The following is a 16436-nucleotide window of genomic DNA, read 5'->3' on the forward strand; positions in this document are numbered from 1 at the left end:
ATGAAATTGCCACATCCATTAAAGAAGGCGCGTGATAACCGTGAAAAAATGAAGCAAGAGGCGCAACAAATCGTTGAAAACTATGACAAAGGTCAAAAGCCTCAACCAGTGGATAACAAAATTATTTGGTATGTCATTGGTGGTTTTGTTTTTGTTTTTATTCTCAAAGGCCTCAGCCTTTTAATCGGAGGTTAGACCATGTTAGAACGTTGGATGCAAGATAAGAAGCGCCGTTTGTATGTCATCATCGGCATCATTACCACAGCAATTCTGTCAATATCAGTTATTGCCTTAATGTGTGTCATGGTCTTTTCAACACAGAATGCCATTTGTTGGAATGATGATACAACCATTGATGATGGTGGCACTTCAATCGGTGGCGATTGGAAAGATCCCAACTCAGCAACGCACAAAGCCATACAACATGCAATTGACCGTTTTCATAAAGAAATTAAAATGTCGGGCGACAATATCGCTGCTGCAATTGCGATTGGTCTTAGAGAAAGTGGCTTTAATTCGAAAGCCGTCAATCCGGCTGGCTCGGTAAAAGGCATTTGGCAGTGGGGTGCTGGAGGTATTAACGGAAATCGCTATGGTGACACAGCTGATACAGTGCAAGCACAAGTTCAACTGGCAATCAATGAATTGCATAGTAGTCATAAAGCAACTCTAATTGGCTTAGCGGCCGCTAACAACATTAACAGTTCAATGGTGGCTTGGGATACAAAGTTTGAAGGGGTCGGAGAAAATGATCCACAACGAAAAGTCGCCGATACCGCAAAAACTGCCGAAGAAGTCAAAAAGGTTTTCAAACTAGATTATGCAGGTGATATTGATGTCTTTGATGGCGGCAACAACGACTCGGGTTCTAGTGATACCTCAAGCGATGCCAATTCAAGTGCTATGTCTGATGCCTCATGTGACACAGGGTTGGATACCAACACAGATGGCTTACCAGTTAAAGGAAAATACAACATAACAGGTGGCTATCCAAACTATGCAGGCCTAACAGGCGCAGAACATTATGGTGTCGATTTTCAAACCGTCAACCACACTATGACTGGTGGTGAAAGTAATGTGTACGCTGTTCATGATGGCACGGTGGTAGCCAAAAGTTTTGATTCAGTTGGGGGTAATTGGCTAGTGATTAAAGGCACTGACGGGGTGTTTACCTATTATGGTCACGCACCAACTCAGTCAGCCATTGTTGTCAATACAGGTGATAAGGTTTCTGCTGGTCAACACATTAGTCATGAAGGACAAACTGGTGAAGCAACAGGTATTCACGTTCACTTCGCCGTACAAACAAAAGATCAATATAATTGGGCGCCTCAAAGTAAAGGACTCAAATCACCTGGGCTTTATCTCAAGCTACCTGCAAAGGCAGGCACTAACGTTGTTATTCCTAGTGGGCCATTTGATTCTAGTACAGACAAAACAGATAAATAGGAGTATTCAAATATGAATAAATTAAAGAAATGGAAGATTGCAGTGTTCTCTTTAGCCGTCATTGCGATATTGACTGCAATTGGTGGGACTTATTATTACAACACGGAAGTGAATGGTTATCCAGATACCAAGAACTTCGCTGACAAGATTGACCAGTTAGATGCCAGTAGCAAGCAAAGAACAGTCTTAATCTTCCATAAGCCTGGTTGCCCTGACTGTAAGAAAGCGCGTAGCACGATTAAAAAGACGATCAAGACACATCAAAAGACAATTGATTATGTTGTCATCAACGTCAAGAAGTCTGATGCACAAGCATATCTTGCTAAGTACGGCGTGACACAAGTACCCACAGTTATTGCTTTAAAAGGTAATCAAGTGATTGACAGTACCGGTTCAAACAACAACGAAACAATTGCCAAAGTGGTCGCGGGAGATTAACCATGACAAAATTCAATTTAAAATGGGTCTACGCGTTTGTGTTAACGCTTGCTTGCCTGTTTTTAGTCCAACAAGGACTTAGCTATCAACGCACGGTCAAGAGTGTGACTATCGTGCATCAAGAAATCGAGGCAACAAAAGCTAAGTCAAGTCAGTATAGTGTTCAAGCTAAACAACTTGATAAGGTTAAAACCGCTGATATTCGAGATACGCAAAACATTCAAAAAATTGGCAATACTTTTCTCAATGAAATGTTTGCCATCTTACCAAAGTTAAATAAGTCAGATGCTAAAAGCAGTGTAGCAACCGATGACGTTGTGTCAGCTTTTCTAGGGGCAACGTTTGGTGGTGATGTGGATGAAGGTGTGCCAACTTTTCATTTAGAAAGCAATGATATTGTCTATTCCAATGCAGCCGATGGCTCAGGTCTAGGATTTGGGACGGTTAAATACAATTTAGGCAAAGAGGAAACCAGCACAACACTATTGATGCACATTGAGAATGGCAAAATTACAGAACTCCAAACGGGTGCTGTAAAAGATACCTCAGGAGGGAAATAACCATGACAAAAATAAATAAAAAAATAGCCTTATTGTGGGCTATTCCAGTGTTGATGGTGGCTGCTGGACTGGGCCTTTGGTTAGCTACTCAAGCCGCTGTTAAAACGCATCAAAGTGCCTCAAATGAACTGGCCGTGCAACAAAGCAAACTCATCAACAAGAAATCAAAGGTCGGCACGGTACTGGATTCAAAGCAACCTAATGTGTCGGCAGCCTCTGCCTTGCTAGATAAACTATTTACTCTCGATTGGACAATTGTCTCTCAAAAGGAATTTGATGCCAAAGCCAAACAGATGACACCTTATGTGACTCAGGATGTCGTCAAAAATAGTTTAGACTTCAAGGCTGATCCTGATAAAATGATTACACAGACCGGTGTGGTGATGACCTATGGTCACATGGACTTCTTACCCACCTCAGCAAGTGCCAAAGCAGTGAAGGGGAAGGTGATTGTCTTTGTTAAAAGCCACCTCAAGGACTCGGCAGATGCCACCACACGTTTTGTCTATAATGTCAGCTACAATCCTAAAACAAATCTTGTGACACAACTAGACCGCATCGGAACTTATCAATTACATAGTGACAGCAGTGTGTTGTAGCATAAAATAAAAAATCAACATTTTTTGATTAGATTATAAAGCTCATTTTCAAAATTCTTATTCACAAATGTTTGATAAATTATAAATTTTAATTTGTGATATAATAATATTCTAATATATCTTATATAAATTAACATTTTAAAGAAAAAGGATTTTATTAACAATGAATAAATTGTTACTTACTGCTTTTGGATTTTCAACACCAAAAATTATAAATGTTGCTCAAAAAATGATTCAAGAGAATAAAATAACAAAGGCTTGTATTATTTCCACATCTTGGCCAAAAGAAAAAGAAAAGCACCCTCAGATGCAACAAATAAAAAGAGATCTCCTCAGCATGAATATACAGCAAGTAGATTTCTTAGATGTGGAATTTGAAGATGCTAACAAACTCTTTGATTACGACCTAATTTTTCTGAATGGGGGCTATCCATTTTACCTTTTGCACTACATTAAAAAAAGTGGTGCTGATCAGATTTTGAAGAGAATAAACCAAAATGGAGAACTTATATTCGGTTTAAGTGCTGGTTCAATTATTTTAGGCCCTTCCATAGCTCTGATGCAGTACCTTTATCCAGAAGATAATCAGTTTAATGACTCGAATTTAGATGGCCTTAATTTAACAGATATTCATGTGTATCCACACTTTAAAGAAATGCTAACCCGCGATCCTACAATAAAAGATAAAATTAATAAATATGAAAATGAAACCGGAATTAACATTACAAGACTTAATAACGACCAAGCCTTAGCTGTTAATAACGACACTCAAATTTTTTTGGATTGAGTGTCGTTGAATTATTTTTTGTAAATTAACTAAAGCTCATCCCGTTGGATGGGCTTTTTTGTTTGCCTCAGGAAAAACCATTTACCTTTATGACAATTTTTTGATTCTTGTTATTCTGTGCGTGTGTTGATAACACAACAAAGAAAAAGGAGGACTTTTTGAATGAAAAAGTCAAATGCACATAACAAGTTTCTATGGGAGCGTCACCCGATTTCACGCTTACAACAAACATTAGCGGGATTGGTTGCTTCATTACCAATGTGGCTACCGACTGTTGCCTCAGCGGACATTGGTGATGCTGCCAAAACGAGTGGTTCAAAGGTCATCACAATTCTTTATATTGTGTTGATCGTTGTGGGCGCTATTTGCTTATTGATTGGTTTCATCATGCGTGCTACTGGTAATGAACAGATGGCGCAAAAGAGTAACAGCAAGCTAATGCACGCCATGTTCGGTATTGGTGGTGGCGCCTTAACTGGCCTATTGCTGACATGGATTTGGCAAACAGCTACAACCGCTGGTGGCGGAAACGTCATCAACTGGCCATTCTGAACGGGGGAATAAGATATGTTTGGGAAGAAAAAACAAACTAGTATTGGTGATCCATTTTTTGCCCGCGTTGAACAAACTGAAATTGATCTCAATGATGAGGTGATTCAAGACCTGGCAGAAAAAAGTGGGGTAAGTGAAAGCTGGCCGAATGTATCACTGTCAGGGCTACAACAATTCGCTGCTGGTTTGGTCAATGATGTGGTTCGCGCAGGTGATCATGATGTTCGTTTAGGCAATGTCGTCTACTTTATCACTAACGAAAAAGGTCGTGCTGAGCCAACCGGATTAAGTTGGGAAAGAGCGACATTAACAGCAGGGTTTGAAAACATTGTTGTTAGTACCGCTGATCATATTTTTAATGACACAGAAATTCGTCAAGATGAAGATATGACTTATGACATTATTGTTGAAGCCTTACAACAGCTGATGGATGCCGTGCTTGCTGATGGTAGTCTATCATCAGATGATTTGCCAGCGTTACCTTCTGAGGAACAGTTTAGACAAGCGCGCGAAACTGGTGAAGTCCTAACAGTTGAGCCTAATAAGTTCCAACGCACAACGATTGAAGTCAAGCCACCAGTAGTTCAAGCTGTTGACAATGAAACTAGTGACCGATCACAGGAAAAGGTCGTAAAGACTGTACCTGATATTCCTAAGATAGTTGACCAGCCAAAGCAGCCTTCGCGTGACGAAACAGTGAAGCCAACTGTTCAAGCTGTTGTTCCGACTCAAGACAACGCAGAGGGTATCATGACCGAAAGTGATCCCACACAGAAGTTAATTGATCGTGTCAACCTGTCACCAAATGCGTTTGAAATGAGTGATGTCAAAGCTGATTTACCTGCGGAACACCCCGATTACGTGGTTAGTCGTTTGAACGCAGACAAAGCCAAAGTAAATGACTTTCTGAATTATACCAGCAACATTTACACGCAAAAGATACGCAAAGCGATGTCCGACTTGTTGAAGCAACAACAAGCAAAGACGAAGGCAGCAGTTGAACAGTTACGTGATACTAATGTTTCTGAGACGGTTGATGCACAAATGAAAGAAGAACGGGCAACTGAGTTTGAAACCCGTTATGCGCAAGCACATCAAGCTCGTGAAGCAGGTTATCGCACTGCTGTGGAAGATGAGAATGCGCGTCATGATAATACACTCAAAACGCTCAAGAGTGACTTTGTAAGCGACTTAGAGGCTTTGAAAGTATCTGTTAACCAAGAGCTGGATAACTGGTTTATAGAACGTTCTAAAGACTTGCAAAGTAATCTTCAAGCCACAGTAGACGACCAGGTCTCAGAAGTGACGTCACAAGCGCAAACAGAGACGCTAACCAGTCTTAAAGCTTTGCGTGATGACTTATTAGCTCAGAACACACAATCCTTGCTAGACATGCATCAAAAGCTGGAAGAAGACATCAGTAACAAGCGGGCACAATATCAATCAGAGCATGAAAAAGCAATGATCAGTGCCACTGAGTTAGAAAGTGCTAAAACGCATGCTGGTAACCTCAGTGAACTTGAGCAACAAGTCCAAATTTTGAAGCAAACTAATTTAAACCTCGAGCAACAATTAAAAGGTAAAGATACTGTCAATAGTGATGAGGTTTCCCAACTTCGTCAACAGTTACAAATGCTTCAAAATGCCCCCAAGACAACATCACATGATGAAACTAACCAGCAATTGATGACTTTGTTAGCAGCGCAAATAAAGCAGCCTCAAGTTGAACAAAAGAAAACAAGTGCTTGGCAATCAGCGGCGATTGGTGTCTTGGCCGTTCTGGCTATTGGTAGTGCGGGCTTTGGTGGTTATGCAATGGCCCAACACAAAACAGACAGCGCCACACAATCATCAAAAGCAGTCTCTACGAGTAGTCACAACGAAGGCAACGCAACCGTCACCTTAGCACCTGACTCATCTGATGTTGGTTCTTCCTCAAAGGTTAGTGCTTCAAGTAGTCAATCAAGCTCATCTAGCTCACAAGCTAACAGTTCCTCTACGTTAGCTGACCGTTACCATGTCGGTGAAGACGTTGATGCCACAATCAATGGTCAAACAGTCACCGCTAAAGTCGTTTCGGTACAAGACAAAACCATTACAGTGCATCATGATGGCTACGATTATGTTGTCCCGTTTGACAATTAGGCGGTGAACTATGGCAATCAACATTGAACAAGTCAAGCGCCGTCAAACGACAGCGCAACCTAGACGTCCAAATTTCCATCGTTTGAAAAGGCACCATCCAATTCTAAAAACACTGTTATTTGCCATGATTGGCATCTTAATTGTCACTGGCGCTGTGATTTACGGTAACCATACGCAGTGGCAAACAGCTCAAAGTGTGAAAAAAGCCAGTCATAAGGCTGTTGCTAAAGCAAAAAAACAACCTGTTGTCAAAGCAAGTCAAGTCAAACAAGTGGCGGCACAGAAAAGTGTCAAACCTGACTACTCAGGGCCCGGCGGCTTATCTAGCAAAGAAGATATGTTGAAACTAGCCCAAAGTAATCAAGCTGAAATCCTACGTGGACATGTGGCTGTGCCTAGTTTTAGCATTAGTGAGCCAATCTATGAAGGCACTAGTAACCACGTCTTAGCCATTGGTGCGGGCATGAATGCACCCAACCTAAAGTTTGGCACTGGATTAGTGCCAATATTTGCTCACAATATGGGTGATTATAACGCCGTGTGGCCATACCATCCTACCAAGTTTAGTGCCTTACAAAACATGACTGAGAAAACCATTTTAGGGAAAGATATTTATCTCTCTGATGGTCATACAGTTTACCGTTATAAAGCGACCAAATTGGATTATGGTATCGCTGTGGGGGTGATGAATCAAGAATTAGCTGTTGAGAACACAGGCAAACCAAAGGTTAAATTGATTGCTTGTTTGGAAGATCAAGAATTTTGGCAGCAGGTTAAAGCGAGTCACTACAAAAATTTCACCGCTAAAAAGCGAATCGTGCTAACGGGTGAATTAGTTGGTGAACAATCAATTAATTCCCTCGACAGCAATTTAAAGCAACAACTGCAATAAAACCTATAAAGGGGGTCGAAATTTACGACCCCTTCAAAAGTCGGAAGAGAGAATATTTATTATGTCACATAACATTAAACGCAAAACAAAAGTAATCGCAGTATCGGCAATGGTGGCGACGTCTGCAATTATTGGCTTAGTCCATCCATTTGATAACCATAACATCTTCGCGGACGACTCAAAAAATTCTGACGCAAAGGGAACATCGGTCGATGTCGATCATAGTGCGTTGGATAAGTCCGTGGCTGCTGCTAAAAAAGCAGGCATGACAATCACACAAAATGCTACTGTGACTAAAGTCATTACAGCCAGTCAATACGCGGCAGAAGCAACTAAAATAAAGGCACTTTACGCTTCACAAAAGTCAGCTATTGATGCGGCATTGAAGAAGCAACAAGCTGCTAATGATGCTTACGATAAGGAAGAGGCCCAATACAAGGTGGACAAAGCCAAGTACGATAAAGACAAAGCCCAATATGACAAAGACAAGGCCCAGTATGATAAGGATGAGGCTGCCTTTGAAAACGGGACTGATGTCAATACTGAAATGCAAGCGCTGACTCAAAATCATGTTAATCATGATCAATATGATACTTTTATGACAGCAGACGTTAACCAAAAAACTGTTGAGTTCACACTGACTCATGACATGAATGATGGCGTATCAATCATTGGTCATGGTGTTTTGAAAGGTAAATTTAATTGGAAAGTCACTTCAAAGGGCGATGGATCTGAAGTCATCATTGCAGACTCTATTACTTTAACGTCATACAAGTATGGCAGATTGTAAAATTAAACCGAACACCTTGCATAAAAAAACTGCAGAGACTTTAATGGTAATTGACTAAAATCAACCATAAAGGATCTGCAGCTTATGTCTTCTAGTTTATCAGCTCACGAACGTTCTGTCATTGAAACAATGATCAAACTTAATCATTCAACTCGAGAAATAGCCCGTTTCTTAAAGCGTTCTCCTGCAACTATTACCTACGAGTTAAATCGAATTAAACCATACAATGCACAACAGGCTCATCATTTAGCCCAGTGTAATCGGCACAAACACGGTCGCCATCCGACCCTAACACCTGAAATATCAGCTTTTTTGAACCATCACATTGGTATCTTGAAGTGGTCACCAGAAACGGCTGCTCATGTATTGGGTATTGCTTTCAAGACCATCTACAACTGGATTCATCATGGTTTGCTTAAAATTAAGTTATCAGATTTACCTGATAAAGGTATTCGACGTAAACGTCAATCTGACGGCCGTAGACGTGTTTTTGCTCATGGCCGTTCAATTGAAAAACGACCAAAAGCTGTCCAATTAAGACAAGAATTTGGTCATTTTGAAGTTGATACGATGCAATCTGGTAAAACACGTGGCGATGTTTTAGTGACCATCACAGAACGATTGAGTCGACAACATATCATGAGACATGTCAGTGGGCGCAATAGTCAGGCAGTGACACCAGCTATTATTAGGTTTTTCAAGGGTATAAAAAATGCTAAATCAATTACAGTTGATCACGGTCGAGAGTTTGCAAAATATGATGAAATAGAAGAACAGCTAGGCATACCGATGTATTTTGCACACCCATATTCACCAGAAGAACGTGGTAGTAATGAAGTGCTAAATCGATATGTCCGTCGTTTTATCCCAAAAGAACGCAAAATTGAAACCATCAGTCAGAAAGAATTAGATCAAATTAATCATTGGATTAATGCCAGGCCAATGAAAACGCTCAACTGGCAATCACCACGAAAAGTCTTTCAGAAACATGCGGTGTTCGGATGATTCTTGCAATCTGCCGTATACAAATGAACATCCTAACACAGCTGCTAATAAAAATATCAATTTCCACGTCTATGATAATTCTGGCAAGGAATTATTTGTTGTCAATCATGATGGCGAGAGCACCTTTACCAAAGAAATCAATAAAACGGTATCACTGGGTACGAGCTTTACTTTGAAACCCAACGAATCAACCGATAAGCAACAAATTTTGAAGGTTGATGATAACTGGGTTTATAATACGCATGGTCAAATCTATACGAAATTTACCAATACAAATAAGCAACCAACCGCACCAACACCACCCAAAGCTCCAACTGAACCTGCTAAGCCAACACCACTCAAGGGAACCTATGGCTTGACTCAATTTATTGTGACCCCAGAACCTAAAAAAGATGTTGATGCAGGTCAAAATGCTGGGGATAAGGATGGTTCTGATAACGGGAAGTCTGTGATTAAGGGTGATGAGTTAACTTATTCATTGAAGACAACAGATTTGCCAGCTGATCGCACTGACGATATGAAGACTATCAACTACGTTGACACATTGCCAAAAGAAGTGGACTACAAGTCAACGAAAGTCTATTCCAAAGATGGCAAGACTGATTTAACCAAGTATTTCGAACTTAGTTATGATAAAAAGACACGCATGTTTACAGCGGAAGCGAATGCAGATTATTTGAAACTGATTAACGCAGATAAGACAAAAGCTTTCGAATTACCAATTGTAGATGTCTATGCGATTGCCAATACTTCAAATGCTAAGTTCGACAACACATACGATATTTGGGAAAACGATTCAAAGACGGGATCAAATACCGTTGAGAATACCACACCTGAAATTAAGCCTAAAAAAGATGTTGAATCAGGCGAGGCAAAAGGTGACTCTGACAAGTCAATTGATGGTAATGAAATCAAGAAGGGGCAAGAAATTACTTATGCGCTAACAGTTAACGACTTACCAGCCAACCGTGCCAGCGATTTAAAGACATTTAAATACGTTGATACATTGCCAAAGGAAGTGGATTATAAGTCAGCAAAGGTCTATTCAAAAGACGGTAAGAATGATCTAACTAAGTATTTCAAGATTAGTTATGATGAAGAGACTCGAGTCTTGACAGCTGAGGCTAACGCAGACTTTTTGAAGTTAGCGAATGCCGATAAAACAAAAGCCTTTGCCTTACCAGTGGTTGATGTTTATGTAACAGCTAACAAAGATAATGCCACGATTAAGAATACGTATGACATCTGGGAAAACGGTTCAAAGACGGAATCAAATACTGTAGAGAACAAAACGCCAGGTGTTACACCAACACCCACGCCAAATACGAGCTATGTTGAAGCGCCAAAGGGTTGGTTATATGGGGCGATTGCGACGATTGCACTAGCAGGCGCAGCCTTTGGATTTCGCAAGCCAATCAAGAAATGGTTCCACAAATAACAATATTTGACAGTGCCTCAGGGCATTGTTTTTTTGTTTTGTCATTATCAATCGATAACAAAATGAACAATATGCCTTGTTTTGTTATTCACAAAGTGGTATATTTAAGAGGATTAGAAGAGCTCTTGACATTCGATTTCAGTAGTCGGCTTTCACCAAAAATTACAATTAAATTGCAAGAAATTATCATATCTCACTTCATATATTTACTGTTGTTGCATGGCTTTTCAAAACATTTTTCTAAAGTTAAACAGTGTGTCAATCAAACCTGATTTACTGCGCAAATAAAGCCGTCCATTGATGGCTTTTTTGTGTTCGATTATAAACAAGCGCACTTGTCAATTGAGACAGACATAGTTACTTGACGACTATTAATTAAATTGATTAGCACAATATTATGAGAAGATCTTACCAATCGTTTTAGTTAAAATCCAGTCTAATATCAATGTCAATAACAGTTTAACGGCTAACATACACGTCAGTATATTACAAACATATTCAGGTGTATGTTAGTCACTATATACGTAAATATAGATGTGTATATAAGCGTGTATATGTTAGCCTATATAATGATGTTATATACACTAACATAAATACATCACATACATTTAAAAACCTTGTTATAACACCGTTTGCGCAGTTGTTCACTTTTGTTTTTCTTAACATTTTAACTATTGACCGAATGTCAATTTTATAGTGTTATTGAGAGAAGGAATAATTACCACATGACTAAGAAAAACCCAAATTCCAAATATGGTCGCCTTAATTTTACAGAGCGCGTTACCATCAAAAATATGATTGACGCGGGTAAGACCAATGCAGAAATTGCTCGAAAGCTAAACCGCCCTCGAGCTACCATTACACACGAATTGCAGCGTAATGCCCGTGTCATGACTTGGCATGGCAAAAAGAAAGTATTGCGCCATACCTACGAACCTGTGCAAGCGACAAGACGTGCTGAGTATTACCAATCAAAGTCGCATCGTTCACAGCCTAAAATCACACCTAAAAAACGCGAAAAGATTGATTACTATCTCAAAAAGAAACATTGGTCGCCAGAACAAATTGCACATGGTGTGCCACGAATTGGTGTATGCACACGAACAATCTATAACTGGATTCTTAATCGCAGCCTGAGTGCAACATTAAATGATTTACCGCTTAAAGGCAAAAGACGCAGGCATCTAAGAGCCAAACCAGTTAATCCAGAACATAAACGGATGATGATTGAAACGCGTTCAATTCACAACCGTCCAGAAGTCATCAATAATCGTTCAACATTTGGTCATTGGGAAATTGATGGGGTGATGAGTCCTCAAGATTCCCAATCTTTCGTGATCACATTTGTGGAACGAAAAACACGTTTTATGGTTGGTGTCAAAGCTAAAAGTAAGAGTTCAGATGATGTCAAAACAGCCATTGATACCTTTATGTCAAGGTTTGAGAATGTTTGTGACACTATCACATGTGACCGCGGTACAGAATTTACGAGTAGTTTATTTATTTACAGCATTGAAGATACTTACGGCAAGAAGTTATATTACGCTGATCCACAATCACCAGGACAACGTGGTACAAACGAACGCATGAATCGTGAATTAAGGCGTGTATTTCCTGCTGGTTATGACTTTACTAAGATTACCCAACGTAAGCTTCAAAACGCCATTCAGGAAATCAATGAGCGTCCAAGAAATGTGCTCAGGTTCAAAACACCTGAAAAAGTCTTTACTAAGCGAATCATGTCAGCTTAATCATCAATAGATGCTAAAAATCGCTAATTGTTAAGACAATTCAAAGTCAATAGCTTTGGGCTGCATTTTTGCGTATAATAGAAGCCAGAAAAACACGCATTTAGGGTTTGATTGGCTTAAAAAAGTCAAAATGACAATGCCAAAACTAAATATGCGACCAACATCAAACATCAAAAATAAATTATGGTAGCTGAAATTTAGAAACGCAAAACCGCAAATAGCACAAAAACACTCTTTGTAATCATATTGTAAACAAATCCGCTATCACAACAGCGACAACGGATTAGCGAAAATAAAATCAATTTTTTTAGATTATTTGTTACTTTAGGGGTTGACCGGAGTCTGTAGAATAATAAGCATAAGGTTTGATATAGGAGTTGAAATACTTCTGTAACATACCTTGTGCTTATATTTTTGTCAAAAAGGCTTATTTTATTAAGAAAACCTAAAAATGCAAATAAGCACAAAAAAAGACCAGCCAGTGGCTAGTCGATTATGTACTTTGAAAACTAGATACAAAAATTGATTGTTATAAAATAATGTCTGGACAACCTTATTAAAAAATCAAATTTACTTAACTAATCTTCAATAAGACAATTGTAAAGTATTTTGTGAATTATAGCAATCATGGTTGGCTTTATATTAGCTAGCTCGGAGCCTCTAAAAGAGTGAAGAGAGAACAGTCTAGGACAGTTACGATAATCAACGTAATTTGTTACTCCGTTAGAAAAAATCTCAGTACCGATGCGATGTGTGCATACTGTGGCATGTATGTTATACCAAAGGTTCTGAAGTCGTGAAAACTACAAAAGTGTGAGAGACTATACATGCACAGAGATATGGTTAGTTAATTTTGTTGAATAGCGTGCCAAAATTTTGATTGTTTCAGCTATTTTGATTAATCTATTTTTGTGTTTTTTAATGGCAATTTAGGACATAATTCACATACTTGATCATTTCGAAATTATAGTGTATACTTAGACCTTGTAATTAAATAAAACCAAAAAGAAAGCAGATTAATTATGCAAAAACGAGTAGCTGAAATGTTTGCTGGCGTTGGTGGATTCAGAGTGGGTCTCGAAAACCTTAATACAGGTTGGGACACTGTCTGGGCAAATCAATGGGAACCAGGGAAGAAAGCTCAGTATGCTTATGACGCGTATGTCGCTCATTTTGGAAGTAGTGAAAATTACTCGAACGAAGATATCAGTAAAGTTGATAAAAGTGCCGTTCCGGACTTTGATTTACTAGTTGGCGGTTTTCCATGTCAGGACTATTCAGTTGCTAGTACAAAAGCCAAAGGCATAGCAGGTAAAAAAGGAGTTCTGTGGTGGGACATCCGTGACATGATTAGCGCTAAATTCCCACCATTTGTTTTCCTAGAAAACGTTGATCGTTTGTTAAGCTCTCCAGGGGCGAAGCAACGGGGACGTGATTTTGGGATGATTTTATACACTTTAAATCAACTTGGATATGGTGTTCAGTGGCGAATGATTAATGCTGCTGAATACGGATTTCCACAACGTCGTCGTCGTGTATTTATTTTCGCTTATCGGAATGATACGAAATATTATGCCAAAGTAAGTCAAGAGCCACAAAATGAAGTTGTTGTAAGAGATGCGCCTTATAACAAAAGCTTGCCAATTAATCCAAAATTAACTTTGGAAAAAGAAATTGACATGGCCAGTTATAAAAATATCTTAGACTTTTCTGACAATTTCACTTTTAAGTTTGAAAATACAGGTACGATGCATGAAAATAAAATTTTCACTGCAAAGTATGAGAGTAGTTATCAAGGTCCTTACCAAACATTAGATGACATTTTACTCCCAGAAGTAGATGATGAAAACCTGTTTATAGATGCTAAAGAGGGTAGACTTGAAAAGTTTGAATACTTAAAAGGGCCAAAAAGAATACCACGTGTTTCAGCTGACGGACATGAATGGGTCTATTCTGAAGGTGGCATGGCATTTCCTGATGCAGGTAATAAACCAGGAAGAACAATGCTGACTTCTGAGAAAAGTGTTAATCGCTCAACTCATGTTGTAGAAGACAAAAAGACAGGTCGCTTGCGATTTATCCACCCAATAGAAGCAGAACGTCTTAATATGTTTCCTGATAACTGGACTAATACCGGAATGCCTAACAACATGCGTTATTTCACAATGGGCAACGCTTTAGTTGTCGGTGTCATTAGTGCTATTGGTAAAGGCATTGATGATATTATGTTGGAGGAAAATGAGTCAAAACTCGATGAGTTCATACCGGCGAAATCTATTCCAGAAGTCAATCACGTTGACTTGTTATTAAATTTAGAATTTACTGAATAAATTAAATGAATATCGTCATGGTAGTAGTATCGTGAATAATAAAAAAGCTAATTACTCAATTATTGAGAATATTAGCTTTTTTTACTTCGGATTCAAGTAATGATTTATTAACCCAAAAGGATTGTGTGGTCATCCATTCATCGCTAAATGCTTGTGAGTTACTAAGTAAATGTTTATTGGTCCATACAGCTGCTGCTGGTAATTTATTTCCATTTGGATTGCCGTAATTGTATGCCGCTTTTTTTGAATGAGGACGTACATGGATATATAAGTTATCCGACTCTTTTAATAAATTGTTAGATATTTTATGGGTTCCCTTTTGCATTTTTGGAGAACCATCTTTGTTTAACATTGGCTCAAGCTTTACGCCTTCCTGTAAGACAGTTTGCACCGATTTATATGCACTTTTTACTGTTGTTTCTACGAATTCCATTGGAAAATTCCACAAAGTGAAGCCCTTAAAAATTAAATCTGAACGATACAATTTACGCTGACTACTTTTAGTAACCTTTGGTGTTTCAGTTGTATTTTGAAAAACAAAGAAGGCATATCGTTGTTCAACTAATTGTTGATATAAAGTGGATTCTTCGAAAGGAGTTTTAACGAGGGATTCGAAGCGAAATGTAGGTAGTGGGAATGATTCCCACAGCGATCCATCATCATAAAAAGTTAGTGAACGGACTTTTGTGTTAGTCTCCTCAAATTCTTTCTGATTTTCTTTAGTATCCAAGGTTATACCTAACATGGCTCGGATGAGAATTGTTCGCGCAGATTCTGAAGATGGATTATAATTTTGAAGATTGACTAATTGAGCTATTTCTTTAACAGATTTACCAATATACGGATGAACCAGACTGTTGAGAAAGTCTGAAAAAGAAGTAAGATTGGAATCTTCAAATTTCTTTGTAAATACAGTTTTTTCATGACGTGAATCATTTAAAACGAAATCTTGTATGATTTTCGTCATAAACTTGTTTTTGAGGGCAAAGGCACGTTGTAATGCCTTTTCATCACCAACAAGTTGTTGACGCCAATCCTTATCACCACCAGCACCTTTACGGGCTGCTTCAAGAACGTTAGTAGAGCTACCGCTAATTTGATGTGCACGACCTTCATGTACAAATTTATTTATTGTATTCCAATCATCCTCTATCAACTTCCGTTCTGCTTTGGGAAAAGTATATAAAATAGACTTTATAATTTTCCATTGTTCTTTGGGAACATCTGTATTATGTTCATAAAACATTAGCTCCATACGTCGGATTTTATTCCAGAAATGGCTTTGTTCGAATGGCAAATTAAAATCATTACAATAATTTATAATACCTAAAATTAGGCGTTCTTTGGCGACCAGAGTTTTTCGAGATTTTTTAACTGGTGTTACTTTGAGTTCGACATGGGCTTCTTCAAAGTCTGGAAGTTGAGATGAATTCGCTTTCAAGTCAAACCAATGTTGTTCTATAAAATTTCCAACACCACCTTTATTAGAACGGCTATTCAGGGTTTGAAGCGCTGTAGTCATATCTTCTATAGGCAGTTTATTAAAAGGTATATTTGTAGCCTCTACAGCTCTATTGTGTACAGATTCTTTTGTTTTATACTTTGTTGACCGCATATAATACTCCAATGCTTTTATGAATATTATCTCTTTAAAAATTATCACAGTCAACATTTGTTTTATATAAGAATATTAGTGCTCG

Annotated in this window: 15 protein-coding genes; 14 read left to right on the forward strand and 1 reads right to left on the reverse strand. The window is 38.7% G+C overall.

Annotated elements, in window-relative coordinates; translation table 11 throughout:
• The 14 genes from A6B45_RS05265 to dcm all read left to right on the forward strand — a co-directional run bounded on the left by A6B45_RS05265 (position 1) and on the right by dcm (position 14736).
• Entirely contained in the window at positions 1-195 is a 195-nt protein-coding gene (locus A6B45_RS05265) for a hypothetical protein (RefSeq protein WP_004901748.1), read from the forward strand.
• Positions 196-198: 3 nt separating this feature from the next.
• Positions 199-1449 (forward strand): phage tail tip lysozyme, encoded by a 1251-nt coding sequence (locus tag A6B45_RS05270; RefSeq protein ID WP_072613666.1) that lies wholly within the window; start codon positions 199-201, stop codon positions 1447-1449.
• 12 nt (positions 1450-1461) lie between these two features.
• Positions 1462-1887, forward strand: a complete 426-nt coding sequence (locus tag A6B45_RS05275; protein WP_072613667.1) for a thioredoxin family protein — start codon at positions 1462-1464, stop codon at positions 1885-1887.
• Between the two features lie 2 nt (positions 1888-1889).
• Entirely contained in the window at positions 1890-2447 is a 558-nt protein-coding gene (locus tag A6B45_RS05280) for a hypothetical protein (protein ID WP_072613668.1), read from the forward strand.
• Positions 2448-2449: 2 nt separating this feature from the next.
• Positions 2450-3046, forward strand: coding sequence for a hypothetical protein (locus A6B45_RS05285; protein ID WP_004901739.1), 597 nt, complete (start codon positions 2450-2452; stop codon positions 3044-3046).
• A gap of 163 nt (positions 3047-3209) precedes the next feature.
• On the forward strand, positions 3210-3833 hold the full coding sequence (locus A6B45_RS05290) for a Type 1 glutamine amidotransferase-like domain-containing protein (protein ID WP_072613669.1): 624 nt from the start codon (positions 3210-3212) through the stop codon (positions 3831-3833).
• A gap of 162 nt (positions 3834-3995) precedes the next feature.
• Positions 3996-4385: a hypothetical protein gene (locus A6B45_RS05295; protein ID WP_004901735.1), complete on the forward strand. Its 390-nt coding sequence runs from the start codon at positions 3996-3998 to the stop codon at positions 4383-4385.
• Positions 4386-4400: 15 nt separating this feature from the next.
• Positions 4401-6530, forward strand: coding sequence for an AAA family ATPase (locus A6B45_RS05300; RefSeq protein WP_072613670.1), 2130 nt, complete (start codon positions 4401-4403; stop codon positions 6528-6530).
• Positions 6531-6540: 10 nt separating this feature from the next.
• Positions 6541-7422: a sortase family protein gene (locus tag A6B45_RS05305; RefSeq protein ID WP_072613671.1), complete on the forward strand. Its 882-nt coding sequence runs from the start codon at positions 6541-6543 to the stop codon at positions 7420-7422.
• A gap of 61 nt (positions 7423-7483) precedes the next feature.
• Positions 7484-8212, forward strand: a complete 729-nt coding sequence (locus tag A6B45_RS05310) for a hypothetical protein (protein ID WP_072613672.1) — start codon at positions 7484-7486, stop codon at positions 8210-8212.
• 84 nt (positions 8213-8296) lie between these two features.
• Positions 8297-9217 (forward strand): IS30 family transposase, encoded by a 921-nt coding sequence (locus A6B45_RS05315; RefSeq protein WP_012268558.1) that lies wholly within the window; start codon positions 8297-8299, stop codon positions 9215-9217.
• Entirely contained in the window at positions 9201-10655 is a 1455-nt protein-coding gene (locus A6B45_RS05320; RefSeq protein ID WP_237048944.1) for an LPXTG cell wall anchor domain-containing protein, read from the forward strand. Before A6B45_RS05315 ends, A6B45_RS05320 begins: the two co-directional genes overlap by 17 nt.
• Positions 10656-11380: 725 nt before the next feature.
• Positions 11381-12406: an IS30 family transposase gene (locus A6B45_RS05325; protein WP_072613673.1), complete on the forward strand. Its 1026-nt coding sequence runs from the start codon at positions 11381-11383 to the stop codon at positions 12404-12406.
• A 1022-nt stretch (positions 12407-13428) separates the two neighbouring features.
• The gene (dcm, locus tag A6B45_RS05330; RefSeq protein ID WP_072613674.1) at positions 13429-14736 is read left to right on the forward strand and encodes a DNA (cytosine-5-)-methyltransferase; all 1308 of its coding nucleotides are present in this window, start codon (positions 13429-13431) and stop codon (positions 14734-14736) included.
• A gap of 55 nt (positions 14737-14791) precedes the next feature.
• Here the strand turns inward: dcm and A6B45_RS05335 are convergent, their stop codons facing one another.
• Positions 14792-16351, reverse strand: a complete 1560-nt coding sequence (locus tag A6B45_RS05335) for a Sau3AI family type II restriction endonuclease (protein WP_072613675.1) — start codon at positions 16349-16351, stop codon at positions 14792-14794.
• Between the last annotated feature and the right edge of the window lie 85 nt (positions 16352-16436).

This window comes from Leuconostoc suionicum (genome assembly GCF_001891125.1).
GTDB lineage: Bacteria > Bacillota > Bacilli > Lactobacillales > Lactobacillaceae > Leuconostoc > Leuconostoc suionicum.

Excerpts from the sequence above, each read along its gene's own strand:
- A6B45_RS05265 (WP_004901748.1), top strand. The coding sequence starts at position 1 with ATGAAATTGCCACATCCATTAAAGAAGGCGCGTGATAACCGTGAAAAA.
- A6B45_RS05270 (WP_072613666.1), top strand. The coding sequence starts at position 199 with ATGTTAGAACGTTGGATGCAAGATAAGAAGCGCCGTTTGTATGTCATC.
- A6B45_RS05275 (WP_072613667.1), top strand. The coding sequence starts at position 1,462 with ATGAATAAATTAAAGAAATGGAAGATTGCAGTGTTCTCTTTAGCCGTC.
- A6B45_RS05280 (WP_072613668.1), top strand. The coding sequence starts at position 1,890 with ATGACAAAATTCAATTTAAAATGGGTCTACGCGTTTGTGTTAACGCTT.
- A6B45_RS05285 (WP_004901739.1), top strand. The coding sequence starts at position 2,450 with ATGACAAAAATAAATAAAAAAATAGCCTTATTGTGGGCTATTCCAGTG.
- A6B45_RS05290 (WP_072613669.1), top strand. The coding sequence starts at position 3,210 with ATGAATAAATTGTTACTTACTGCTTTTGGATTTTCAACACCAAAAATT.
- A6B45_RS05295 (WP_004901735.1), top strand. The coding sequence starts at position 3,996 with ATGAAAAAGTCAAATGCACATAACAAGTTTCTATGGGAGCGTCACCCG.
- A6B45_RS05300 (WP_072613670.1), top strand. The coding sequence starts at position 4,401 with ATGTTTGGGAAGAAAAAACAAACTAGTATTGGTGATCCATTTTTTGCC.
- A6B45_RS05305 (WP_072613671.1), top strand. The coding sequence starts at position 6,541 with ATGGCAATCAACATTGAACAAGTCAAGCGCCGTCAAACGACAGCGCAA.
- A6B45_RS05310 (WP_072613672.1), top strand. The coding sequence starts at position 7,484 with ATGTCACATAACATTAAACGCAAAACAAAAGTAATCGCAGTATCGGCA.
- A6B45_RS05315 (WP_012268558.1), top strand. The coding sequence starts at position 8,297 with ATGTCTTCTAGTTTATCAGCTCACGAACGTTCTGTCATTGAAACAATG.
- A6B45_RS05320 (WP_237048944.1), top strand. The coding sequence starts at position 9,201 with ATGCGGTGTTCGGATGATTCTTGCAATCTGCCGTATACAAATGAACAT.
- A6B45_RS05325 (WP_072613673.1), top strand. The coding sequence starts at position 11,381 with ATGACTAAGAAAAACCCAAATTCCAAATATGGTCGCCTTAATTTTACA.
- dcm (WP_072613674.1), top strand. The coding sequence starts at position 13,429 with ATGCAAAAACGAGTAGCTGAAATGTTTGCTGGCGTTGGTGGATTCAGA.
- A6B45_RS05335 (WP_072613675.1), bottom strand. The coding sequence starts at position 16,351 with ATGCGGTCAACAAAGTATAAAACAAAAGAATCTGTACACAATAGAGCT.